We start from the raw sequence: 22,489 nt of genomic DNA on the forward strand, positions 1-22,489 counted from the left end.
CGTCCGGTTGTTCAAAGCAGCGTCAAGGCGTCCGTCGTCGATGGAGGGCTCGGCGGGAAACGGCAGGAAACCGCGGGGGACGCCTCGCCTGGGTGGCCGGGAGCCCAGGAGGTGTCAGACGGCGTCCAGCTCGGCCGACTCCTCCGCGGAGAGCACCAGGTCCACGGCAGCCGCCGAGTCACGGATCGTCTCCGGGCGGCTGGCGCCGGGGATCGGCACGACCACCGGCGACTTGGCGAGCATCCAGGCCAGGCACACGCGCTGCGGGCTGACGCCGTGGGCCGAGGCGATGCGGGCGAACGGGGCGTACGCCGAACCGAGACCGCCGGCCCGGGAGATGCCGCCGAGCGGACTCCAGGGCAGGAACGCGATGCCCAGCTCGTCGCACAGCCGCAGTTCCGGCTCGCTGGAGCGGAAGGCCGGGGAGAACTGGTTCTGCACGGAGACCAGGCGTCCGCCGAGGATCTCGTTCGCCTGCCGGATCTGGTCCGGGTCGGCGTTGGAGACTCCGGCCATACGGATCTTGCCCTCGTCCAGCAGGTCCCGGACCGCGCCGACCGACTCCGCGTACGGGACCTTGGGGTCGGGGCGGTGGAACTGGTACAGCCCGATGGCCTCCACGCCCAGGCGGCGCAGCGAGGCCTCGCACGCCTCCTTGATGTGCGCGGGGGAGCCGTCCAGGGTCCAACTGCCGTCGCCGGGACGGAGATGTCCGCCCTTGGTGGCGACCAGGACGTCCGGGCCGCGCTCGTGGGAGGCGAGCGCCTTGGCGATGAGGCTCTCGTTGTGACCGACCTCGTCGGCGCCCCGGTGGTAGGCGTCCGCGGTGTCGATCAGTGTCAGACCTGCGTCGAGCGCGGCGTGGATGGTGGCGAGGGAACGGGCCTCGTCCGGCCGTCCCTCGATCGACATGGGCATCCCGCCCAGACCGATCGCGCTGACCTCCACGTCACCGATGCGTCGAGTGTGCATGTGCTCGTGACCTCTTCCGGGTGTCGCGAAGTAAGGGTGCGCGCTCCAGCCTTGCTCGCCGACGCCCTGAGGTCCAATAGAGGAATACGAACGCATTCAGCACCCGCGCAGCTGAATCGGGGTGCCGCCGCTGATAAAATGGGGTTCACGCTTCGACACCGCCGGGGCCCGTGCCAAGGGGTACGGGCCCCGGGGCGTTGCGGGCGTCAGACCAGGAAGGTTCCTCATGAACGCCAGACCGTCGGGCCCCGGACACTCCCGCGCGGGCAAGCCTCAGCAGGCTGCTCTGTCGCAGGGTGAGCTCTCCACCCCGAAGACGGTGGCCCCGGGTCTGCCGCCGGCCGCCTCGTTCGGCGCGCTCGGGCTGCCGCCGGAGCTCATGGAGACGATGACGGGCCTCGGGGTCACGGAGCCGTTCCCGATCCAGGCGGCGACGCTGCCCAACGCGCTGGCCGGCCGTGACGTCCTGGGCCGCGCGCGAACCGGCTCCGGCAAGACGCTCGCCTTCGGGCTCGCGCTGCTCGTCCGTACGGCCGGCCGGCGTGCGGAGTCCAAGCGGCCGCTCGCGCTGGTGCTGGTGCCGACCCGGGAACTCGCGCAGCAGGTCGGCGACGCGCTGGCACCGTACGCACGGACACTGAACGTACGACTGGCGACGGTGGTCGGCGGGCTGTCGATCAACCGGCAGCAGGCGGAGCTGCGGACCGGCGCCGAGGTGCTCATCGCGACCCCGGGACGGCTGACCGACCTGGTGTCGCGCCGGGACTGCGTCCTGAACCATGTGCGGGTCACGGTGCTGGACGAGGCGGACCAGATGTGCGACCTGGGGTTCCTGCCCCAGGTGTCGGAGATCATGGACCAGATCCCCTCCGACGGACAGCGGCTGCTGTTCTCGGCGACGCTCGACCGTAACGTCGACCAGCTGGTACGCGACCACCTGCACGACCCGGTGGTCGCCACGGTCGACCGGGTGGCGGGCTCGGTCACCACGATGGAACACCACGTGTTGAACATCCACGCCGCCGACAAGTACGCGACCGCGACGGAGATCGCCGCGCGCGACGGCCGGGTACTGATGTTCCTGGACACCAAGACCGGCGTGGACCAGTTCACCCGTCACCTGCGTGCCAGCGGGGTACGGGCCGGCGCCCTGCACAGCGGGAAGTCGCAGCCGCAGCGCACGCACACGCTGGGCCAGTTCAAGGACGGTGCGATCACCGTGCTGGTGGCCACCAACGTCGCTGCGCGGGGCATTCACATCGACGCCCTCGACCTGGTCGTCAACGTCGACCCGCCGGCCGACGCCAAGGACTACCTGCACCGCGGCGGGCGCACGGCGCGCGCGGGGGAGTCCGGGAAGGTGGTCACCCTGGTCACCCCCAACCAGCGGCGCGACGTCAACCGGATGATGACCGACGCCGGGATTCGCCCGACGGTCGCACAAGTGCACTCCGGTGAGGAGAAGCTGACCGCCATCACCGGCGCGAAGCGCCCGCCGACCGAGACGAAGACCACCACCGGCAACGCCCCCTTCCGCGGCATCGGCACCCGCCCGGGCCGCCCCGTTGCCAAGGAGTCCCGTAAAGCCACCGAGGCCCGCAAGATCGCGGACGCCCGGGCCGCGGCCCGAGTCCGCAAGGGACGCTGACGCGGAGGTGAGGGAGGGGGCACCCTCGTTCCTCAGCCGTAGACCGGAAAGGATGCCTGGAACGCCAGGCGCCGGTCGGCCTCGTCGCCGATGCGGGCGAGGACCTCGTCGAGCGCGATGAACTCCTCCCATGCCGCTCGGCCACTGGCTTCGGTCAGCCGGGCCACGACGAGATCCTCCAGGTCGGGGACACGCTTGTTCTTCCAGATCTTGTCGGCGAGGCTGACCAGCAAGTCCTCCAGGCCGACAGGCGTGTCCGACCATGACGCGTGCGTCGCGGCGAAGCGCGCCAGGTCCGGGCTGACGCCGTGGCCCAGCAGAAGAGTCTGCCCGGCCTCCTCGTGAGCCGATCCGGGCCCGGAGAGTTCGCCGTGGTGCACTGTCTTTCCCACGTCATGAGTGGCTGCCCCGAAGAGCACCGCCTCGCGGTCGAAGTGCACAGCGGGGCAGTGCTGCTCCACCCAGTCGACCAACTGGTGCGCGACGTCGTGGACAGCGCGCAGATGAGCCGCCAGCCGGGGCGGACTTCCCAGCTCCGACAGAATTCCCGAGACACGGTCCGGCAGCGGAAGCAGGGGCGGGTCGACGGCGCCGCTCACGGCTTTCGACAGGAGTGTGTTGGTCATCACCGCGCCAGGGTACTGACGGACCGCGGTGCCCTCTTGTGGTTTCCCGGCCGGCGGCGATCCGGAGGGCGAGGATCGGTGTTCGGGCTGCTGACCGGTCGTCAGAGGGCGAACGCCTCGGTCAGGCGCACGCTGTAGCCGTCCTCCTCCATCAGGACGACGGTGACGCCGAAGGGGGAGGGGTGGTCGATGTCGAGCGGGATGAAGGAGTAGTCGACCGCGGCCCGGACCGGCGGGATCAGTTCGCCGCCAGGCTGGGGCTCTGGCGCGGGGAGCCACTGCGGTTCGAGCATGGCCTGGTCCGAGGGGGCGCCGGTGGTGGCCTGCTCGGCGTAAGGGAAGCGGTGCAGGGTGTGGCCGTCCTTCGTGGCGTGCACCAGGTTCAGGCACGGCGCTGGGTCGGTGACCGGCAACTCGCAGGTGGCGGCGACGTCCTGGGTCTCCCACGCGAGGACGACCTCGTCGGCACCGGCCGCCGCGGCGATGTTCGACAGCTGGGCGATACCGGTGAGCGCGTCCTTGCCGGTCTCGACGGGACGCAGCCAGATCAGGCCGACCAGTTCACCGCGGACCAGCGGCATGATGACCGGGCGGGGCACACCCCCCTCGCCCGGGCCCGCGATGTACGCGTTCCTCATCGAGGCGGCCAAGTCGTCCCAGGTCTGCGTATCCACGAACTTCCTCTCACCAACAGCACGTTCACGACTCGGGCGACCCTGCCATGGCAGCCGCGCCGACGCCACCTCGCTCGTACGGGACCAGCGGCAGGAGCGGTCGGGCCGGCAGGACCCGCGGAATCCGCTCCAGGACGCCGCCCGCGAACACGTCGTACAACGGCAGCGTCTCCAGGTGCACGTATCCGATGTGGCAGTCGCACACCTCCGAAGGACAGACCCGCGGGCGAAGCGCGGCACGGTAGGAACCGTCGTACAGATTTCCCAGCTCGGCGCGGACGAAATGGCAGCGGCGCACCGCGCCCTCACCGTCCACCGAGAGCACCGACTCACCCGTGCGGCATGGCAGGCCCGCCGAGCGGTGCGGGTGGCGGCTGAACGGGAAGAGCGGGTCCAGCGCACTCCACTCGCCGGCCTGCTCGTCCGTGTAGATGTGTCCTTCGGCCGCGTTCACCCACAGGTAGACATGCTCCGGCAGTTCGGCGCGCAGCCGTCGCGCGTGCTCCAGATGGTCCGGTACGCCGACGATGCCGACGCTGAAGCGGACCCCGAGGGCGGACAGCTCGTACGTCTTGGCCAGGAACCGTTCGTAGGGCGTCTGCCCGGGATGGTAGGTACACCACAGGGCGACGGTGTCGCAGTCCGCGTCCGCGAGCCAGTCGGTGCGGCAGCTCAGGTTGGTCTGAATCGCGACCCGGCGTACGTGCGGCTGGTGCGAGAGCTCCACGAGAGCGCGCCGGTACCAGGAGCGGACCAGTCCCTCGCCCCACGGGGTGAAGAGCACCGACAGCCGGTCATCCTCCCGCTGGTCGCGCGCCCACGCCGTGAACCGCTCCAGTGCCGCGCGGTCGGCGCGCAACTGCGCCGTGGTGTCGCGGCGCTTCGCGAACGGGCAGTAGGGGCAGTCGTAGTCGCAGGAGGAGAGCGGCCCGCGGTACAGCAGTGTCAGATCCATCGCACGCCTCTCACTTCGTCTCGTAGGCGGCCATGGCGTCGCGCACGCCCGGTGAGAAGAAGTCGGGGCCGATGGCGTCCGAGTGGGCCAGCCCCTCGGCGGACAGCCGCAGCCACTCCGCCCGGTCGCCGTCGAGCCAGCCACGGACGGCGAGGGTGTCCAGCTCGGCGGGGAAGTCTTCGTACGGGTCCGAACCGAACCGCAGCCGGTATTCCGCGACGGGCAGGCCCTCGGCCTGGAGCAGCGACTGCAGCAGATGCCGGCGCCGTGCCTCGTCCTCGTCGACCGGGCGCCCGTGCAGCGCGCGGGAGAAGTCCTCGGTGGCGGTGTAGTCGTCGATGATGCCGCGTATCTCCCGCATCGACACCGCGTAGTCGAAGGAGTAGTGCAGCCGCGAGGTGTACGAGCGGGCGCCGCAGCCCAGACCGATCATGCCGTCGGTCTGACAGGCGTAGTCGTCCGGACCCTGCGGCGGCGCGTCCGAGCGCCGGAACATGCGCATCGACACCTGCTCGTAGCCCTGGGAGAGGAGATGGTCGCGGCCCTCCCGGTAGCGGCGCAGGCGTTGCCCGTCCCACTCCCGGTCGGCCGTCGGCGGGTCGGTGTGGCGGCCGAGGCCGGTGAGCGGGCGGATGTAGAGGGGGTACAGGTAGATCTCCTCGGGGCGCCAGGCGAGGGCCGCGTCCAGGGAGTAGCGCCAACTGGCCGCGGTCTGGCCGTCGATGCCGTAGATCAGATCGATGTTGAGGACCGGCACACCGGCCTCGCGGATACGGGTCAGCGCCCCCTCGACATCGGACCTGTGCTGTGGGCGTACGGCGGCCCGAGCCTCCTCCTCGACGAAGCTCTGCACGCCGAGGCTGATACGGGTGGCACCCCGCTCCGCCAGCACTGCCAGCCGGTCGGCCGTGGCCGTGGACGGCGACGCCTCCACGGACAGCGGGACGGCCCGCAGGTCCACGCCCATCTCGCGCTCGGCGATGTCGCACAGCCGCTCCAGCTCTGCGGCCTCCAGGAAGGTCGGAGTGCCGCCGCCGAACGCGGCGTTGACGAACCGCGGGGGCTGTGAGTCGCCCAGGGCCTCACGGACGGCGGCGGCCTGGCGCTGCAGGGCGTCCAGGTAGCGGCCCGTCAGATCGTCCGGCGCGCCGATACGGGTGAAGAGGTTGCAGAAGCCGCAGCGGACCTCGCAGAACGGGATGTGCAGATACAGCGACAGTGAGTGCCGCGATTCCCCGGCCCACAGGTCCACGAGCCGGGGCCGGGGCGTGAGCGGCCGGTAGGCGGTCTTGTGCGGGTACGCGTACGTATAGCTCTGGTACGGCCGCGGCGGGCGGTCGGAGGTGTCTTCCGGGTTGTCCGCCGAGGTGACGGTCGGGCTGCTCATACGGACGGCTCCAGGAAGAAGTGGCCGTAGGGCACGGTCCACACGGACTCGTGACCGAGGCGGTGACCGGTGTAGCCGTCGTCCCCGTAGGCGGTGCCGTGGTCGGAGCAGACGATGGCGAAGCAGCGGCGGCGTGAACTCATCGCCGCGAACAGCCGCCCGACATGACGGTCGACGTACTCCAGCGCAGCGGCGTGGGTGAGCCGGCTGTCGCCCGCCTCGCGGGTCGCACCGGGGAGGTGGAACCAGTTCGGCTGATGCAGCGCGGAGGCGTTCAGGAAGAGGAACAATCGCTGCTCGGGAGGCAGTTCGGACACCGTCTTCTCGGCGCGTGCCACCTGCGCCTCGAAGGAGGTCGGGGAGGCCACCGAGAACTCCGGCTCCCAGTGGCTCTCCTGGAAGAACCCGGGCAGTACGTCGCCCAGGGCGCCCTGCTTGTTGAAGAAGCCGACGCCACCGACGCACACCGTGCGGTAGCCGTGCGCGGCCAGGCCGGACACGAGGTCCGGGGTGTCGAAGACGTACGTCCCCTCCGCTGTCGTCTCGCTGCCCGCGAACCGGGCCGCGAACAAGCGCCGATGCGGCCCCGGAGCCGCCGGTGTGGGCAGGAAGCCCGCGAACATCGCCTGGTGGGAGGCGTAGGTGAAACTCCCTGGCGCGTGCCGCTTCTCCCAGGTGCCGCCCGGCAGGTGCGCGGCCAGGTTGGGCAGCCGTCCGGCGGCGGCGAGTTCGACGGCCACGTCGTGACGGAGGGTGTCCAGGGTGAGCAGCAGCAGATCGTCGCGGCCCACCACCTGGTTCATGTCCGGCCCGGCGGCCGGGGCGGGAAGGGGCTCAGACGGTGGCATGTGTGTTCCTCGGCAACTCGTGCGGTCGTACGGGTGGTGCGAGTGATGTGGGTGGGGCGGCTGATGCGGCCGGACGCCGTGTCGCGGGCAGGCCGCCGGGGGTGAAGGAGACGGCCGCGGCGACCTGGGCGGCGTACGTGTCCAGGCCCTCCGCCCCGCTGCCGGGGAGGCCGGTGAGGCGGGGGAGCAGGTCGCCGAACGCGTTGACCTCGCCGACGGCGAAACGGCGCCAACCGACGGCCGGCAGCAGATCGACACCGACACACAGAGTGCCGGGGAAGCAGGCCGCGGCCCGCTCACTCGTTTCGAGGGCCGCGGCCCACCGGTCACCGGCCAGCGCCCGCACGGCCGCCAGGTCGCCGCGCGCTCCGCCCAGATGCAGATTCGTCAGCGGGAAACGGCTCGTGCGGACCACAGCGTGGGTGGCCCGGCCGCCCACGACCACGATGCGCAGATCCGCCGACCGGCCGCCGAGCGACGCCTTCGGCAGCCACCGCTCGATGTGCAGCCCGTCCGGGGCGAGAGTGTCGACGATCGCGGCGATCTCCCGCTCCTCGGTGTAGCGGCGAACACGCAGGGAGTTGTGGAGCCGGCCCTCCTCGGTCCGCTCCACGGACGTGGTCGCGCGGATGCGGCCCGACGCGGTCGTCTCGATCGCCAGGACACCGGAGGCGGACGAACCGTGCGCGAGCTTGACGAAGACGCGCCGCAGGCCCGCCTCCTCCATGAGGCCCCGTACGTCCGCCCAGTCCCGCACCGGCGAGACGCCCCCGGAGGTCGGGGACGGTGGCACCGGCACACCCGCCCGGAGGAGCCGGTCGTGACACAGTCGTTTGTCGAACATCACGGCCAGATCCACCGTGTCGTCGAGCCGTCGCCCACCGCTCAGCGAGGTCACACACTCCAGGAACCGCCCGTACCAGCGCGCGGACCCCTCCACCCGCGTCGGATCGTCCACATCGCGCAACAGGGCGTCCACCTCGGCGCTCTCCCCGGGAGAGTCGAGGCGGACGAGCTCGTCGTCGGCGAAGTGGTGTCCGCCCTCGCGCAGCACGTCGCCCCACTCGACCACCCGAGGCGTGCCGTGCCCGGCGGCCTCGGTGGCCGCGGCGAACAGACTCACCCGACGATTGTCCCCGTTGGCGACCACCGCCCACCTCGGCCGGGCGCTCCCCGTCTCCGTGTACTGCATGCCGCTCCCCATCCCCCTGCGTGCCTCGGTGTCCTCGTCCGGACGCCGGTGTGCTACTCGCCCACCGAGACGAAACGCCAGACAGTGCCGTCGTCCTCCTCGTCCGAGTCGGCGTCTTCGGGATCCGCGTCGACCTCCACACCGGCGGGCTCCAGCATCTGGAGCAGCCGCGTGCGCAGCGCCTCACTGAGGTAGTTGTGGTGCAGGTCGAGCTTCTTCAGATGCGTCAACGGCTGACCGGTCAGCAGCGCCGTCGCACCGTCGTCGGTGAGCACGCCCATCGACACGTCGAGCACCTCCAGTCGCGCCACCACCGGCGCGGACGCGAGTGCCGTACAGATGGCGTCCTGGATCTCGCTGTTGCGCAGGGCGAGCCGTTTGAGGTTCGGCAGCCTGGTGCCGGCGAAGAAGGGCTCCAGGTCGGCCACGTCGGCATCGCCGCCGTACTCGGACGTGCCCAGCCACAGGTCGAGTTCGACGAGGGCGGGCAGATCGCTGCCCGCGATGCCGCGCACCACCTCGACGGGCATGCCGCCGGTCTCCACGGTCAGTTTGCGCAGCCGCTCGTGACGGACGGCGGGGAAGACCAGCTCGTTGCCCCCGCGGACTCCGAACTCCTCCAGGTCGGGAAAGGCTGTCAGGAGGGGAGCGACATCACCCTGGTTGATCCAGGAGATCTCGCACTCCTCCGACAGGATGTCGGCCAGGAACAGCCCGCGCAGGGAGGGCAGTCGGTCGCCGGCCGCCACCAGCGCCCCGATCACACTGTCGGGGGCGTTGTCGTACACATCGCTCCACGCGCCGACGATCAGCGCGCGGACCTGCTTGGTGTCAACGACCTCCAGGAAGCGGGCGAAGGCCTCCTCCCACTGCTCCTTGGCATCGTAGGAGTCCACAGCGATGCGCCAGGCGACGGACTCGGGCGACGGAAGGGCGGACATGTCCGCCGGGGTGTCACCGGCGTCGGGAAAGGTGAAGGCCGGGAGGCCGTGGAGTTCCCCGAGGTGGCTGCCGAGTGTCATGCGTGCCTGCTCCCTGATGCTGAGACCGGTGGATCGGCTGTCGTGCTGCTCGTCCTGGCGCGCGCCGATCGCATCCAGGTAATGGAGTTCTACCAAGCCGCACTGACAACGCCGCGAACAGGGGCCTCCCAGGCGGCCCAAGGGCCCTTCGGCGCGCCGCGGCTGACCACCCGCCAGCACGGCCACGACGGCCCGGACCGGGCGCGAGGACCGATTGTCAGTGCCCGCCTCTACGGTCGTTCCATGGCACTTGGCGTGCCGCGAACGGGAGGGAGACCCATGTACCGGCAAGGAGATGTTCTGATCGTGGCGCTGGCCGAGGGCGCGGTGCCGGAGTACGCGGTCGACGCCGCGTCCGAACCGCGTGACGGCCGCGGCAGACTCGTCCTGGCCCTCGGTGAGGTCACCGGACACGCCCATGCGGTGGCCGGTCCGGGACGCCTGATCCGGGAGGCCGGGGTGTTCGGCCCGATGCTGCTGCATGTGCCCGAGGGCGCGCGTGTCGTGCACGAGGAGCACGCGGCGATCCCGCTCCCGAAGGGCTGGTACCGGGTGATCCGGCAGCGGGAGTACATCCCGGGTTCGGTGCGCGTCGTCGCCGACTGACAGCACCGGGGCACACGGGACGCGAAGGACCGGGCGGCACGGGGATGTGGCCCGGCACAGCACCACTGGGGAGAGGAACGGCGTTGAAGGATCAGGCCAGTTGGCGGGCGGCGGCGGCAGCGACGGGGCCGGGGGACCGGGCGGCGGCCGAGGAAGGCGTCCGACTCGCCTACCGGCGCGCGGGACTGCCGGAACCCGACCGCATCCTGTGGGCACGCTCGCCCCGCGAGGCGGTGCGGATGCTCATGACGGCCACTCAACCGGACGGTTCTGCACTGGGCCCTCTCGGCGCGGGTGTCCGCGATGCCGTGCTGGGCGCGCCCTGGGCCGCCGAACGGGCCCTGCTGCACGCGCGGTTGGGGCCGGAGCGGTGGAGCGGGCACTGGCGGGCCACGGGAGCGAGCCTGTGGGAGTCGACCCGCACCCTGGTCGACCGGGTGCGGGCGGGAATCGTCGAGGAACTCGCCGCCGACCGTCGGGAGGAGTCACAGGTCCGCCTGCTGCTTCTGGACGCCGCGCTGGGGCAGCACGATGCGGCCTGGCTGTGCGCGTTCGAGTCCGGCGGCGACAGTGCCCTGGCGGGCCTCGCCGCGGTGGCGCGCGACGCGGGCTGGTGGTGGCCCTACGAGAGGACGGCGATCGTCAGCGAACGCCCCCTGACCCTGCACCGCGACGAAGCGGGCCGTCTGGACCGCGGCGACGGACCGGCGCTCGGCTACGCGGACGGGTTCGAGCTGTACGCCTGGCGCGGTATGCCCGTGCCACGGGACTTCCTGGACGAGCTGACCGCGCTGACCCCGGAGCGGATCCGTGCCGAGGAGAACGCCGAGCTCCGCCGGGTGATGCTGGAGTACTACGGCTACGACCGGTACCTGGACGAGTCCGGCGCGAAACCCGTCCACCGTGACGAGACAGGCGTGCTGTGGCGGGTCGAACTCGTCGGCGACGAGGACGTGGTCATGGTCGAGGTCGTCAACTCCACACCGGAACCGGACGGTACGAGCCGCACGTACTGGCTGAGGGTGCCGCCGACGACCCGCACGGCCCGTGAGGGAGTTGCCTGGACGTTCGGTATAGGAGCGGACGTGTACGAGCCGTTGCGGCAGACATGACCCGGGCCGATGCCCACCGAGGGCGTCGACCCGCTGGTCCTAGGCCTGTTCCAGCTTCTTGATCTGGGCGGAGACCAGTTCCCCCGGTACCTCGGCGGAAGAGCCGGTGCCGCTCACGGTGTAGAACAGGACGACCGTGGCGCCGCTGCGCACGACGACCAAGGCGTCCGAGGAGTCGTCCTGGGTGTGCAGATCGAAGGCGACGGCGTCGTCGCCCGCGTCGGGCGCGGTGCCCGCCTTGGCGGTGGTACGGGCGGGTACGCCGCCCTCGTAGGCGGTGCACTTCTCAAGGGCGGTACGCAGGCCGTCGAGGATGCCCTCGGCGCCCGGCCGGTCGTAGGCCATCAGTCCGATGGTGGTGGCGGAGCCGGCCGACGAACCGGCGGTGGCGTAGGCGAGGAGGCCTAGGAAGTGCTTCGGGGCCGGGTCGGGGGAGGCGGTCCGCATGTTCTCCAGCGGCTGACAGGCGGCGGGCCGGGCGGTGCCACCGCCGGCGGGCTTCGCGGGGAAGTCGGTGATCTGGAAGCCGTCCACCTCGGTGCCGGACAGCGCCGCGGACTTCAACTGAGCGGCGCCGAGCGGGTCGGCGGGCGCCTCGGAGGTCGGCGCGGGCGACGACGCCGACGTGTCCGCGGGCCCGGAAACGGACGGTGATTCGGACGGGGAGACCTTCGCATCGGAACCGCCGTCACTGCCGCCGCCCCCGCATCCGGCCACCAGAACGGCTGTGGACAGGAAGGCCGCCAACTTGACCTGTCTGATGCGCACTTGATGACTCCTGAGCTCGATTCCGGTCGAGTGGATCATCATTGCGTCATGTGTACGGCCATGGGATGGTTTTACCGACACGTGACCTTTGTGCGGGACCTGTCGTCGCTCGCGTCAGGGCACCTGTACCGGTGTGGTCTCCAGGAGTTCGGTGGCCATCCGGCGGGCGGGGGCCTCGGTCTGTTCCGCGATGCGGTGGAAGGTCGCCTGGGCCGAGCGGGCCGGCCAGTCGGGGGGCAGGTGGCCGGCGGGGAGCCGTGGGTCCGTGCGGATGGTGTCCAGCCATTCGCTGATCACGCGCAGCCGGACACCGAGCGGGTCGTCGGAACCGGTACCGGGCCAGGTGGACCAGCGCCTGTCGAAGTCCGCGTACCGGGCGCCGACGCTGCCCAGGTCCCAGGTGTCACGGATCATCAGGCCGATGTCGGTGGCCTCGTCCGCCGAGGCATGGAAGATCTTGACGTGGGCGGCCAGGCCGAGCTCCGAGACGAGCGGGGAGGCGTCGACATCGCCGGGCGCGATCCACAGGCCGCTGTACAGGGCGCCGAAGCCCGACCAGGTGAGCCGGGAGCGCAGATCGTGCCGCTGGCGCTGCCAGGACTCGGGCAGCGAGAAGCCGAGCAGTGTCCAGGAGCCGTCCCAGTCCTCGTTGACGGCATCGGTCTGCCAGAGGCGTCGCCTGCCGTCCCAGAGGATCTGTTCCGTCTGGGCGGTCAGGCCGAAGTACATCCTGCGTCCCTGGCGCTGGCGCCGCAGCAGACCCCGGTTGACCATGCGGGTGAGGGTGGACCTGGCGGCGTGTTCCCCGACTCCGGCGCGGGCGAGTACGTCGATGACGCTGCCCGAGTACACATGGCCGAGTTCCTCCTCCAGTACGTAGCTGCCGAACAGGGCGAACATGAGTGACTGGGGGCGCGGCTGCGGTCCGGCGGGGGTCTCCTCCGCGGCCTGGGTGATCTCGTCGTGCACGTCGGAAAGGGTACGGCCGCCCGATGGTTCCCCGACGTCAGGGGGCACGGGCGGGATCACGGTGATGTCGGGCCGACGGGGCCACGGATTCGCATACGGGGCTGCACGGACGGAACTCCCTTTCGGCTGTGCCTCGTTGGCGGCGGCGGCCGTCGCTCGTCGAAGTTGTCGGGGCCTCTCTTGTCCTGAGTGCTGACATCGCGAACATAGGTGTGTACATTGCGGCCGTCAAGAAAGTGCACAACATTGGGGTCACGCAGGTCCGCGCGACTCGTTCCGTCACCTCGGAGCGTTCACCCATCCAGCGTTGCTTCCGTCAGGAGAGGCCCATGCAAAGGCGCATTCTCGGGCTTGCCGCAGTAGTGATCACGGTCGTCGGCGCGGCCGGATGCGGGTCGTCGGACCCGGCAGACAGTGGTTCGCCGTCCTCCGGCGGCACCAAGACCACGCAGGTCAAGGTCGGCATCATCCCCATCATCGATGTGGCCCCGCTCTATCTGGGCCAGAAAAAGGGGTTCTTCAGCAGCCGGGGCATCGAACTGGAGATGGTGAGCGCCCAGGGCGGCGCGGCGATCATCCCCGGTGTGGTGAGCGATCAGTTCCAGTTCGGGTTCAGCAACACCACGTCGCTGATGATCGCCCAGGTCAAGGGCGTACCGATCAAGTCCGTGGTCAACGGCGCGGCCTCCAACGGCAAGGTCGGTGGCGACGTCACCGGTGTGGCCGTCAAGAAGGACAGCGCGATCAAGTCGGCCAAGGATCTCGCCGGGCGCACGGTCGCCGTCAACACCCTGCAGAACATCGGGTCCACCACGGTGCGCGAGTCGGTCCGGCTGGCCGGCGGCGACCCGTCGAAGGTCAAGTTCGTCGAAATGCCGTTCGACCAGATGCCGGCCGCACTGGACGGCGGGCGGGTGGACGCCGCCTGGATGGGCGATCCCGCGATGACGATCGCCAAGGCGCAGGGCGCCCGCGTGGTGGCCTCGCCGTTCGCCGAGACGGACCCGAAGCTGACCGTGGCGACCTACTTCACCTCCACCCAGCTCGTGAAACAGAAGCCTGACCTGGTCAAGAAGTTCGCCGCCGCCATGAGCGAGTCGCTCCAGTACGCCACCGACCATCCGGACGAGGCACGCCAGATCCTCACCACGTACACCAAGCTCAGCGGCGATGTCCTGACCAAGGTCACGCTGCCCAACTGGCCGGCGGAGGTCGACATGGCCTCGCTGGAGAAGCTCGCCTCCCTCGGTGAGCAGGACGGACTCTTCGACGGCAAGAAGCCCGACCTGAACGCCCTGTTCTCATGACCCGCACCGCCACCACCGAGGTGAGTGGCTCCGCCGGGACCGGCACCGGTCCCGGCGGAGCCTCCGCCCGGCGGCTACCGGAGCGCGCCGTCGCCCCGCTGCGCGGCCTGGCCGGACTCGCCGGGCTCGTCGTGGTGCTCGAAGTACTGCCGCACACCGGCCTGGTGTCGGCCGACTATCTGCCCCCGGCCTCGGAGACCGTCCGCGCCCTGTGGCACCTGCTCGCCGAACAGACGTTCTGGACCGCGCTCGGTGACACCCTCACCGGCTGGGGCCTGGGCCTGGCCATCTCCGTCGTGGCGGGTGTGGCCGCCGGGCTGGTCATCGGCTCCGTACCCGTACTGCGCGCGGTCGCCGCCTCCACCATCGAGTTCCTGCGCCCCATCCCGTCCGTCGCCCTGATCCCCATAGCCGTCCTGCTGTACGGCGCCGACCTCAGATCGAAGCTGCTGCTCGTGGTGTACGCCTCCTTCTGGCAGGTCCTCGTCCAGGTCCTGGCCGGCATCCAGGACGTCGACCCGGTCGCGGACGACACCGCCCGCAGCTATCAGCTCGGCACCTGGGGGCGGCTGCGCCACGTCATGTGGCCCACCGCCCTGCCGTACGTGATGACGGGCATACGGCTGGCCGCCACCGTCGCGCTCATCCTCGCCGTCACCGCCGAACTCGTCATCGGCGCACCCGGTCTCGGCCAGGAGATCGCCGTCGCGCAGACGTCCGGCGCCGTGCCGCAGGTCTACGCCCTGGTCCTGGTCACCGGGCTGCTCGGCGTCGCCGTCAACCTGGTCGCGCGAGCGGTCGAGCGACGGGCGCTGCACTGGCACCAGTCCGTACGCACAGAGGTGGCCGTATGAGCGTCCTCACCGTCCTGCGGCGCGCTCTGCTCCTCCTGGGCCTGCCCGCCGTCCTCTTCGCCGTGTGGTGGTACGCCACCGCCGACAGCACCGACTTCTACGTCCCGCCGCTGTCCGCCATCCTGGAGGCCTTCGGGAAGGTCTGGACGGGAGAGCGGCTGCTGTCCGACGTCGTACCGAGTCTCCTGCGCCTCGCGACCGGCTATCTCCTCGCCGTGGTGGTCGGAGTGGGGCTCGGCCTGCTGGTCGGTTTGCGGCGGGTCGTGCGGGACGTCCTGGAACCGGTCCTGGAACTCTTCCGGGCGATCCCGCCGCCCGTCCTCGTACCGGTGATCATGCTGTTCGCGGGTATCGGCGACACCATGAAGGTGATCGTCATCGTGAGCGGCTGCGTGTGGCCGATCCTGCTCAACACCGTGGAAGGCGTCCGCGCCGTGGACGAGGTGCTCAGCGACACCTGCCGGTCCTACGGCATCACCGGCACCGCACGCCTGCGGCATCTGGTGCTGCGCGCGGCGAGCCCGCAGATCGTCACGGGCATGCGCCAGGCGCTGTCGATCGGGATCATCCTCATGGTCATCAGCGAGATGTTCGCCGCCACCAACGGCCTGGGCTTCACGATCGTGCAGTTCCAGCGCTCGTTCGCCATCCCTGAGATGTGGAGCGGCGTCCTGCTCCTCGGCATCCTCGGCTTCCTCCTCTCCCTGCTCTTCCGGTTCACCGAGAACCGGGTCCTGGCCTGGTACCACGGCCTGCGCCGCGCCCAGCGCAACCCCTGAAACGGAGCCGTCGATGCTCGACGTACGCAACCTGCAGAAGATCTACACCGGACGGAACCGCAACGTCGAAGCCCTGCGGAACCTGACGTTCCATATCGGTGCCGGTGAACTCGTCTGCCTGGTCGGGCCGTCGGGCTGCGGCAAGACGACGCTGCTGAAGTGCATGGCGGGACTGCTCGCCCCCACCGACGGCGAGGTGCTCCTGGACGGAAGCCCGGTCGCCGGGCCCCCGCCCGGGATGGCGGTCGTCTTCCAGGAGTACGGCCGCTCCCTGTTCGCCTGGATGAACGTCCGCGACAACGTGGCCCTGCCCCTGCGCCGCAAGAAGCTCGGCAAGGCGCGGACACGGGAGCTGGTGGACCACGCACTCGAAGTCGTGGGACTGGCCGATGCCCACCAGGCCTACCCCTGGCAGCTGTCGGGCGGTATGCAGCAGCGCGTCGCCATCGCCCGAGCCGTCGCCTTCGAACCGAAGGTGCTGCTGATGGACGAGCCCTTCGCAGCCGTCGACGCCCAGACCCGCGCCGAACTCGAGGACCTCATCCGGCAGTTGTGGCGGGAGTTGGGGGTCACCGTCCTGTTCGTCACCCACGACATCGACGAGGCGGTCTACCTCGGCCAGCGCACCGTCATCCTGTCCAAGTCGCCGACCGTCGTGCAGGAGGACCTGACCATCGACCTCCCCGACGAACGCGACCAGTTGCACACCCGCTCCAGCCCCCGCTTCGCCGAACTGCGCGCCCACGTCTACGAGCAGATCCAGCGGGCAAAACACCAGAGCGGCGACACGGCCCCTCAGGTCGCGGACCGGACACCCGAGCCGACGCTGCAGAAGACCGAACGCTGAGCGGCGTCTTGGGGGGAGCGGGAGATGGAGCAGCCGACCGGGATCGAGGAGCTCGCGGAACGGGTCGCCCTGGTCGACGCGGCTGTCCGGCCCATCGCGGAGCAGCCGGTGGACGTCACCGATCCCGACTGGGTGAAGAAGATGGGGCAGCGGCCGGCCCCGCTGGACGAGGCGGGTGTCCGGGCGGAGGCCGAGTCGGCACTGCGTGCGCTGATCGCCGTCTACGCACAGGGCGACGAGGCGCTTCGCGCTTCCGTACGGGGGCTCTTCTCCCGCTGCACCTCCTTCCGTTGGGCCACCCACCTGCCCGTCGAACCCACCCCCGAAGGCTTCCGGCAGCGCCTGCTTCATATGTCCGCCGTCGACCAGGGCTCCGACACCCGTGACGAGCTGCTCTCGCTGCGCGATCTGTGCGCGGACGCGCGGACGGCGGGGATCGACCTCGGACCGATCCTGCGTGAGGTGGCGGAACTCTCCAGCAGGGAGGACAAGTACGGGATGGGCTCCATGCGCGACATCCTGCTCGGTGTGGCGTACCCCTGACCGATTGAAGGCATTGCCGCACCTCACCGGCCGTGCGACCGGCTGACCGGTCCGCAGCGACTCTTAGGCGGCCGGCACGATCTGCAGGGTCCGCAGGCCCGCCTCGCTGTCGAGGGACGGCCGCCGACGCGTTCGAGGGGTTTGCCGGACCGCCTTCGGAGCCGTCGGCGCCCCCGGCACGGGCTCCGGGTTCGGGGCGGCGGGCGAGTCGGCGGAACGCCGGTCTCGGCGCCCGGGCGTCGCGTCTGAGCCGGGGTGTGCCGCCCGGGCGGCATCCCTCACCCGTGGTGCTCCAACTGCCGCACGGGCGACTGTGCTTGGCGTGCGGCAACCATCATGACGATGACCGCGACCAGGACGATGCCGGCGCCTACGTAGAGCGGTGCGGTGTAGCCGAGGCCCGCCGTGATGGCCAGGCCGCCGAGCCAGGCGCCGAGGGCGTTGCCGAGGTTGGACGCGGACACGTTGGCACTGGCGGCCAGTGCCGCTCCGCGGGCGTAGTCGGTGACACGGGTGATCAGGCCGGGCACACCGGCGAACCCGAACAGGCCCATCAGGAACACCAGCACCACCGACGCGGCGGCGCTGGTGGCCAGCAGTCCGAACACGGCCAGGGTGACGGCGAGTCCGAGCAGGGCGATGATCAGGGCGCGGTCACGGTCGCGGTCGGCCGCTCGCCCGCCGACCAGGTTCCCGACGACCAGTCCGGCGCCGTACACCATCAGCAGCCAGGGGACGTCCGCCGACGCGAAGCCGCCGACCTCGGTGAACGTGTAGGCGATGTAGGTGAACGCACCGAACATCCCGCCGTAGCCGAGCGCGGTGGCCGCCAGCGTCAGCCAGACCTGCCAGGACCGGAACGCGCGCAACTGGGCCCGCAAGGCGCTGGGTGGTGCAGGCTCCGAGTGGCCCGTCACCGCCGACGGCCGTGTCTCTCCCGCGTCACCGGGGACCAGGGCGACGATGCCCGCCAGCGCGAGCACACCGATCGCGGTGACCGCCCAGAAGGCCGCCCGCCAGCCCCACCGCTCACCGACCAGCGCGCCGAACGGCACGCCCAGCACGTTCGACACCGTCAGCCCGGCGAACATGACCGCCACCGCACGGGACTTCCGCTCCGGCGCGACCAGACCGCGCGCGACGAGCGAGCCGATTCCGAAGAACGAACCGTGGCACAACGCGGCGACGATCCGCCCGAGCAGCATCACCTCGTAGTTCGGCGCGACAGCGGACATCAGGTTGCCGACGACGAACAACGCCACCAGACCGACCAGCACCTGCTTGCGAGGCAGCCGCGCCGTCGCCGCGGTCAACGCGATCGCGCCGACCGCGACACTCAACGCGTACCCGGAGATCAGCCGGCCCGCTGCCGCCTCGGACACGTCGAAACTCGACGCCACCTGCGGCAGCAGCCCGGCGATCAGGAACTCGGTCAGGCCGATACCGAAACCGCCCAGTGCCAGCGCGATCAGTCCACTCGGCATCCGTCGCATGGCCATACCCTCGCCCCTGGCGCCGGACGTGTCCATGGACAAAGAGCGAGGGTGCTTGGACGGAAGTCGAGGGAGCCCGAGGGCCCTTCAGCCTGCGGTGATGCAGGCGTTCACCCGCCGAATCCAGTCCTGGTCGATTCCAGTTCCGCCCCTCGCCGGCGGTGTGGATCGACTCTCCACGGCTCTGGTCGCGGCCGGTTGTGGATCGTCTTCCTGGACGCCGATGTGGCACCGCCCCGTGGCCGCGCGCCTTCCGACCCGCACACACCATTGGCTACGCCTCAGAACATCGCCCGGATGATCCCCACAGTGCGCGCCAGGTGCGGTTCCGCGCGGTCGGCGCGGTGGGCGACGGCCAGCTCGATGCGGGCGTCGGCCCCGGCCAGCGGCAGGTAGGTGACGCCTTCGAGGGCCAGCGCGGTCACGGGCTCGGGCACGACCGCGACGCCGAGGCCGCCCGCCACGAGCGTGACCAGCGTCGAGGTCTCGCCGACCTCGTGGCGGATGTGCGGCTCGACCCCGGCGTCGCGCAGGAGGCCCAGTACGACGTCGTACATCACCGACCGGCGGCCGGCGGAGTGGACGATCAGGTCGGCACCGGCGAGGTCCGCGACGCGCAGCCGTGACCGGCGGGCGAGGCGATGGCCGACCGGTACGGCGACCACGAGCGGGTCCCGGCGCAGCGTGTGCACGGTGAGGGAGACGTCGGCCGCCGGGGGGCGCAGCAGCGCGACGTCGATCGCGCCCGTGCGCAGCGCCTCGACCTGGTCGGGCGCGAGCATCTCGCCGCGGAAGGAGAACTCGACGCCGGGAAGCTCGTCCGCGAGCCGCCGTGAGAGCGCGGGCAGGAGGCTGTACGTCGCCGAGCCCACGCACCCGATCGCGAGGTGGCCCACTGAGCCCGACGCGACGAGCCGTGCGTGGTGAGTGGCCTCTTCGACGCCGGCGAGGATCGCGCGCGCCCGATCGAGGTAGGCCCTGCCCGCCTCCGTGAGATCGACACGGCGTGTGGTGCGGTGGAGCAGCTCGACACCCAGTTCGGTTTCCAGCTGGCGGATCTGCTGGGAGAGCGGCGGCTGGGCCATGTGGAGCCGCTCGGCGGCGCGACCGAAGTGGAGCTCCTCGGCCACCGCCACGAAGTACCGGAGATGACGCAGATCCATATCTCACCCATATCAATCAGCTCGGATATGTGTACTTCAGAATATCGCGGCACGGTACTAACGTCGGTGCCATGAGTGCTTATCTGTACGCCGCGACGCGGACGCCGTTCGGCCGCTTCAACGGCGCGCTGGCCGGTGTCCGCCCCGACGACCTCGCCGCCGCCGCGATCACCTCGACGCTCGCCGGCGTCCCGGACCTCGATCCTGCCGCGATCGGCGACGTGGTGTGGGGCAACGCCAACGGCGCCGGTGAGGAGAACCGCAACGTCGGCCGTATGGCCGCGCTGCTCGCCGGGCTCCCGGTGAGCGTGCCCGGCACCACGGTGAACCGGCTGTGCGGTTCGAGCCTCGACGCGGCGATGACGGCCAGCCGGACGATCGAGTCCGGCGATGCCGAGGTGGTGCTGACCGGCGGCGTGGAGTCCATGACGCGTGCGCCGTGGGTGCTGCCCAAGTCGGCGAAGCCGTTCCCGGTCGGTGACGTCACCGCGGTCTCGACCACGCTCGGGTGGCGGCTGGTCAACCCACGCATGCCGAAGGAGTGGACGGTCAGCCTCGGCGAGGCCAACGAGCGGCTCCGGGAGCGCTTCGGCATCTCCCGTGAGCGGCAGGACGAGTTCGCCGCCCGCTCACACCAACTCGCCGACCTTGCTTGGGAGTCGGGCTTCTACGACGGACTGGTGGTGCCGGTCGAGGGTGTCGACCTGACGCGCGACGAGGGCATCCGGGCCGGCTCCACGCCCGAGACGCTGGCCGGGCTCCAGCCCGTCTTCCGTACCCCGGAGCAGGGCGGCACCATCACCGCAGGTAACGCCAGTCCGCTCAACGACGGTGCCTCCGCGGTGCTGCTGGGCAGCGAGCGGGCGGCGGTCACGATCGGGGCCGACCCGATCGCGCGTATCGCCGGCCGGGGCGTGATGGCGCTGGAGCCGCAGGCTTTCGGCTACGCCCCGGTCGAGGCCGCGAACCGGGCGCTGGCCCGGGCCGGGATCGGCTGGGACCAGGTGGGCGCGGTCGAGCTCAATGAGGCCTTCGCCGTGCAGTCGCTCGCCTGTCTCGACGCGTGGAAGATCGACCCCGCCATCGTGAACCAGAAGGGTGGCGCCATCGCGATCGGGCACCCGCTGGGCGCCTCGGGCGGTCGGGTCCTCGCCACGCTGGCCAAGGTGCTGCGCGTCACGAAGCAGCGCTACGGCGTCGCCGCGATCTGCATCGGGGTCGGCCAGGGGCTGGCCGTCGTACTCGAGAACTGCGGCGTCACGGAGGCGGGCCGGTGAGCCGGGCGGAGATCGTCGAGAGCGCCGACGCGGCGGTCGCCGGGATCGAGGACGGGGCGACCGTCCTCGTCGGCGGCTTCGGCCTGGCCGGGATGCCGTTCGACCTGATCGACGCGCTCATCCGGCAGGGGGCGAAAGACCTCACGATCGTGTCCAACAACGCGGGCAACGGCGAGGTCGGTCTGGCCGCACTGCTGGCCGCCGGCCGGGTGCGCAAGGTGCTCTGCTCCTTTCCGCGCCAGGCGGACTCCTGGGTCTTCGACGGCCTCTACCGCGAGGGGAAGATCGAGCTGGAGGTGGTGCCGCAGGGCAACCTCGCCGAGCGGATGCGCGCCGCCGGTGCCGGCATCGGCGCGTTCTACTGCCCGACCGCGGTCGGCACACCGCTGGCCGAGGGCAAGGAGGAGCGGGAGATCGACGGCCGGAAGTACCTGCTGGAGTACCCCATCAAGGGCGACTACGCGCTGATCGGCGCACATGTCGCGGATGCGCTGGGCAACCTCGTCTACCGCAAGACGGCCCGCAACTTCGGACCGGTCATGGCCACGGCCGCGACGACCACCATCGTCCAGGTCGGCGAGGTCGTCGAGCCCGGGACGCTCGATCCCGAGGCCGTCGTCACCCCGTCCATCTACGTCGACCGGATCGTCCAGGTGGCGGCCCGGCACTACACCGTCCAGGGGGCACGATGACCACCACGCCGACCGCCCGGGCGTACGCCGAGGCGCCGAGGAGCGCCGACCACCAGCTCTCGATGGAGGAGCTGGCCGCCGTCATCGCACGCGACATCCCGGCCGGCGCCTTCGTCAACCTCGGGATCGGGCAGCCCACCAGGATCGCCGACCATCTGCCGGCCGACTCCGGGGTGGTGCTGCACACCGAGAACGGCATGCTCAACATGGGCCCGAAGGCCGAGGGTGACGCGGTCGACCCCGACCTGACCAATGCCGGCAAGGTCCCGGTGACCGAGCTGCCGGGAACTGCGTACTTCCACCACGCCGACTCCTTCGCGATGATGCGTGGCGGGCACCTGGACGTCTGTGTCCTCGGGGCGTACCAGGTCGCCTTCGACGGCGATCTCGCCAACTGGACCACCGGGAAGCCCGACGACATCCCCGCAGTCGGCGGCGCCATGGACCTCGCCATCGGTGCCAAGGACGTCTACGTGATGATGACGCTCTTCACCCGCTCCGGTGAGCCGAAGCTCGTACCGCGGTGCGCCTACCCGCTCACCGGCATCGGCTGCGTCAGCCGCGTCTACACGGACCACGGCGTCTTCGACGTGGGCCCCGACGGCGTCCGGATCCGGGAGACGTACGGTATCGGCGCCAAGGAACTGGCGGAGCGCCTCGGCATCACGCTGTCGTAGGAAGCCGGGTTCACTCATGTGCTCTGAGCGTTGGGTCCCGGTGGCCGGCCACAGAGGCCGGCCACAGATGCCGCCCGG

The 22,489-nt window shown here is 70.8% G+C and carries 23 protein-coding genes; 11 read left to right on the forward strand and 12 right to left on the reverse strand.

Annotated features, from left to right (window positions below; translation table 11 throughout):
- Positions 1–114 precede the first annotated feature (114 nt).
- Positions 115–972, reverse strand: a complete 858-nt coding sequence (locus tag G3I56_RS27120) for an aldo/keto reductase (RefSeq protein WP_164413332.1) — start codon at positions 970–972, stop codon at positions 115–117.
- Positions 973–1,198: 226 nt separating this feature from the next.
- Here G3I56_RS27120 and G3I56_RS27125 point away from each other — a divergent pair, with 226 nt between their 5' ends.
- Complete coding sequence (locus G3I56_RS27125) at positions 1,199–2,620, forward strand: DEAD/DEAH box helicase (RefSeq protein WP_239135116.1); 1,422 nt, start codon at positions 1,199–1,201, stop codon at positions 2,618–2,620.
- A gap of 32 nt (positions 2,621–2,652) precedes the next feature.
- Here the strand turns inward: G3I56_RS27125 and G3I56_RS27130 are convergent, their stop codons facing one another.
- The 7 genes from G3I56_RS27130 to G3I56_RS27160 form a co-directional block, all read right to left on the reverse strand.
- Entirely contained in the window at positions 2,653–3,246 is a 594-nt protein-coding gene (locus tag G3I56_RS27130; RefSeq protein ID WP_164413334.1) for an HD domain-containing protein, read from the reverse strand.
- A 101-nt stretch (positions 3,247–3,347) separates the two neighbouring features.
- Positions 3,348–3,920, reverse strand: a complete 573-nt coding sequence (locus G3I56_RS27135) for a hypothetical protein (protein WP_164413336.1) — start codon at positions 3,918–3,920, stop codon at positions 3,348–3,350.
- A gap of 25 nt (positions 3,921–3,945) precedes the next feature.
- Positions 3,946–4,875, reverse strand: a complete 930-nt coding sequence (locus G3I56_RS27140) for an STM4011 family radical SAM protein (RefSeq protein ID WP_164413338.1) — start codon at positions 4,873–4,875, stop codon at positions 3,946–3,948.
- A gap of 10 nt (positions 4,876–4,885) precedes the next feature.
- On the reverse strand, positions 4,886–6,262 hold the full coding sequence (locus G3I56_RS27145) for an STM4012 family radical SAM protein (RefSeq protein ID WP_164413340.1): 1,377 nt from the start codon (positions 6,260–6,262) through the stop codon (positions 4,886–4,888).
- Entirely contained in the window at positions 6,259–7,065 is an 807-nt protein-coding gene (locus tag G3I56_RS27150) for an STM4013/SEN3800 family hydrolase (protein ID WP_203690804.1), read from the reverse strand. Before G3I56_RS27150 ends, G3I56_RS27145 begins: the two co-directional genes overlap by 4 nt.
- Before the next feature lie 31 nt (positions 7,066–7,096).
- Positions 7,097–8,302: an STM4014 family protein gene (locus G3I56_RS27155; RefSeq protein WP_164413343.1), complete on the reverse strand. Its 1,206-nt coding sequence runs from the start codon at positions 8,300–8,302 to the stop codon at positions 7,097–7,099.
- A gap of 53 nt (positions 8,303–8,355) precedes the next feature.
- On the reverse strand, positions 8,356–9,324 hold the full coding sequence (locus G3I56_RS27160) for an STM4015 family protein (RefSeq protein ID WP_164413345.1): 969 nt from the start codon (positions 9,322–9,324) through the stop codon (positions 8,356–8,358).
- A 279-nt stretch (positions 9,325–9,603) separates the two neighbouring features.
- Here G3I56_RS27160 and G3I56_RS27165 point away from each other — a divergent pair, with 279 nt between their 5' ends.
- Positions 9,604–9,930, forward strand: coding sequence for a hypothetical protein (locus G3I56_RS27165; RefSeq protein ID WP_164413347.1), 327 nt, complete (start codon positions 9,604–9,606; stop codon positions 9,928–9,930).
- A gap of 83 nt (positions 9,931–10,013) precedes the next feature.
- On the forward strand, positions 10,014–11,042 hold the full coding sequence (locus tag G3I56_RS27170; protein WP_164413349.1) for a DUF6745 domain-containing protein: 1,029 nt from the start codon (positions 10,014–10,016) through the stop codon (positions 11,040–11,042).
- A gap of 39 nt (positions 11,043–11,081) precedes the next feature.
- On the opposite strand, the gene G3I56_RS27175 is transcribed toward G3I56_RS27170, so the two are convergent.
- Both G3I56_RS27175 and G3I56_RS27180 read right to left on the reverse strand, forming a co-directional pair.
- The gene (locus tag G3I56_RS27175; protein ID WP_164413351.1) at positions 11,082–11,810 is read right to left on the reverse strand and encodes a hypothetical protein; all 729 of its coding nucleotides are present in this window, start codon (positions 11,808–11,810) and stop codon (positions 11,082–11,084) included.
- A gap of 114 nt (positions 11,811–11,924) precedes the next feature.
- A complete protein-coding gene (locus tag G3I56_RS27180) occupies positions 11,925–12,710 on the reverse strand; it encodes a PaaX family transcriptional regulator C-terminal domain-containing protein (RefSeq protein WP_164413506.1) in 786 nt (261 codons plus the stop codon).
- A gap of 398 nt (positions 12,711–13,108) precedes the next feature.
- Between G3I56_RS27180 and G3I56_RS27185 the strand changes: the two genes are divergently transcribed.
- The 5 genes from G3I56_RS27185 to G3I56_RS27205 are packed head-to-tail and all read left to right on the forward strand — an operon-like array spanning position 13,109 to position 17,109.
- Positions 13,109–14,086 carry an ABC transporter substrate-binding protein gene (locus G3I56_RS27185; protein ID WP_164413353.1) on the forward strand — a complete coding sequence of 326 codons (978 nt, stop codon included), beginning with the start codon at positions 13,109–13,111 and terminating at the stop codon, positions 14,084–14,086.
- Complete coding sequence (locus G3I56_RS27190) at positions 14,083–14,940, forward strand: ABC transporter permease (RefSeq protein ID WP_239135117.1); 858 nt, start codon at positions 14,083–14,085, stop codon at positions 14,938–14,940. The genes G3I56_RS27185 and G3I56_RS27190 overlap by 4 nt, the downstream gene beginning before the upstream one ends.
- Entirely contained in the window at positions 14,937–15,719 is a 783-nt protein-coding gene (locus G3I56_RS27195) for an ABC transporter permease subunit (protein WP_164413355.1), read from the forward strand. Before G3I56_RS27190 ends, G3I56_RS27195 begins: the two co-directional genes overlap by 4 nt.
- A gap of 13 nt (positions 15,720–15,732) precedes the next feature.
- Entirely contained in the window at positions 15,733–16,566 is an 834-nt protein-coding gene (locus tag G3I56_RS27200) for an ABC transporter ATP-binding protein (RefSeq protein WP_164413357.1), read from the forward strand.
- A gap of 24 nt (positions 16,567–16,590) precedes the next feature.
- Complete coding sequence (locus G3I56_RS27205) at positions 16,591–17,109, forward strand: hypothetical protein (RefSeq protein ID WP_164413359.1); 519 nt, start codon at positions 16,591–16,593, stop codon at positions 17,107–17,109.
- 278 nt (positions 17,110–17,387) lie between these two features.
- Here the strand turns inward: G3I56_RS27205 and G3I56_RS27210 are convergent, their stop codons facing one another.
- Together G3I56_RS27210 and G3I56_RS27215 are read right to left on the reverse strand one after the other, a co-directional pair.
- On the reverse strand, positions 17,388–18,593 hold the full coding sequence (locus G3I56_RS27210; protein WP_164413509.1) for an MFS transporter: 1,206 nt from the start codon (positions 18,591–18,593) through the stop codon (positions 17,388–17,390).
- 290 nt (positions 18,594–18,883) lie between these two features.
- On the reverse strand, positions 18,884–19,765 hold the full coding sequence (locus tag G3I56_RS27215; protein WP_164413361.1) for a LysR substrate-binding domain-containing protein: 882 nt from the start codon (positions 19,763–19,765) through the stop codon (positions 18,884–18,886).
- Positions 19,766–19,836: 71 nt separating this feature from the next.
- Here G3I56_RS27215 and G3I56_RS27220 point away from each other — a divergent pair, with 71 nt between their 5' ends.
- The 3 genes from G3I56_RS27220 to G3I56_RS27230 are packed head-to-tail and all read left to right on the forward strand — an operon-like array spanning position 19,837 to position 22,411.
- A complete protein-coding gene (locus G3I56_RS27220; protein WP_164413363.1) occupies positions 19,837–21,042 on the forward strand; it encodes a thiolase family protein in 1,206 nt (401 codons plus the stop codon).
- Positions 21,039–21,734: a 3-oxoacid CoA-transferase subunit A gene (locus G3I56_RS27225; protein ID WP_164413365.1), complete on the forward strand. Its 696-nt coding sequence runs from the start codon at positions 21,039–21,041 to the stop codon at positions 21,732–21,734. Before G3I56_RS27220 ends, G3I56_RS27225 begins: the two co-directional genes overlap by 4 nt.
- Positions 21,731–22,411 (forward strand): 3-oxoacid CoA-transferase subunit B, encoded by a 681-nt coding sequence (locus G3I56_RS27230; RefSeq protein ID WP_164413367.1) that lies wholly within the window; start codon positions 21,731–21,733, stop codon positions 22,409–22,411. The genes G3I56_RS27225 and G3I56_RS27230 overlap by 4 nt, the downstream gene beginning before the upstream one ends.
- Positions 22,412–22,489: the final 78 nt, after the last annotated feature.

The organism is Streptomyces sp. SID12488, assembly GCF_010548275.1.
GTDB lineage: Bacteria > Actinomycetota > Actinomycetes > Streptomycetales > Streptomycetaceae > Streptomyces.

Coding starts and splice junctions, on each gene's coding strand:
- G3I56_RS27140 (WP_164413338.1), bottom strand. CDS start 4,875: ATGGATCTGACACTGCTGTACCGCGGGCCGCTCTCCTCCTGCGACTAC.
- G3I56_RS27180 (WP_164413506.1), bottom strand. CDS start 12,710: ATGTTCGCCCTGTTCGGCAGCTACGTACTGGAGGAGGAACTCGGCCAT.
- G3I56_RS27200 (WP_164413357.1), top strand. CDS start 15,733: ATGCTCGACGTACGCAACCTGCAGAAGATCTACACCGGACGGAACCGC.
- G3I56_RS27205 (WP_164413359.1), top strand. CDS start 16,591: ATGGAGCAGCCGACCGGGATCGAGGAGCTCGCGGAACGGGTCGCCCTG.
- G3I56_RS27160 (WP_164413345.1), bottom strand. CDS start 9,324: ATGACACTCGGCAGCCACCTCGGGGAACTCCACGGCCTCCCGGCCTTC.
- G3I56_RS27215 (WP_164413361.1), bottom strand. CDS start 19,765: ATGGATCTGCGTCATCTCCGGTACTTCGTGGCGGTGGCCGAGGAGCTC.
- G3I56_RS27195 (WP_164413355.1), top strand. CDS start 14,937: ATGAGCGTCCTCACCGTCCTGCGGCGCGCTCTGCTCCTCCTGGGCCTG.
- G3I56_RS27130 (WP_164413334.1), bottom strand. CDS start 3,246: ATGACCAACACACTCCTGTCGAAAGCCGTGAGCGGCGCCGTCGACCCG.
- G3I56_RS27165 (WP_164413347.1), top strand. CDS start 9,604: ATGTACCGGCAAGGAGATGTTCTGATCGTGGCGCTGGCCGAGGGCGCG.
- G3I56_RS27230 (WP_164413367.1), top strand. CDS start 21,731: ATGACCACCACGCCGACCGCCCGGGCGTACGCCGAGGCGCCGAGGAGC.
- G3I56_RS27125 (WP_239135116.1), top strand. CDS start 1,199: ATGAACGCCAGACCGTCGGGCCCCGGACACTCCCGCGCGGGCAAGCCT.
- G3I56_RS27190 (WP_239135117.1), top strand. CDS start 14,083: ATGACCCGCACCGCCACCACCGAGGTGAGTGGCTCCGCCGGGACCGGC.
- G3I56_RS27185 (WP_164413353.1), top strand. CDS start 13,109: ATGCAAAGGCGCATTCTCGGGCTTGCCGCAGTAGTGATCACGGTCGTC.
- G3I56_RS27220 (WP_164413363.1), top strand. CDS start 19,837: ATGAGTGCTTATCTGTACGCCGCGACGCGGACGCCGTTCGGCCGCTTC.
- G3I56_RS27155 (WP_164413343.1), bottom strand. CDS start 8,302: ATGCAGTACACGGAGACGGGGAGCGCCCGGCCGAGGTGGGCGGTGGTC.
- G3I56_RS27210 (WP_164413509.1), bottom strand. CDS start 18,593: ATGCCGAGTGGACTGATCGCGCTGGCACTGGGCGGTTTCGGTATCGGC.
- G3I56_RS27150 (WP_203690804.1), bottom strand. CDS start 7,065: ATGAACCAGGTGGTGGGCCGCGACGATCTGCTGCTGCTCACCCTGGAC.
- G3I56_RS27120 (WP_164413332.1), bottom strand. CDS start 972: ATGCACACTCGACGCATCGGTGACGTGGAGGTCAGCGCGATCGGTCTG.
- G3I56_RS27145 (WP_164413340.1), bottom strand. CDS start 6,262: ATGAGCAGCCCGACCGTCACCTCGGCGGACAACCCGGAAGACACCTCC.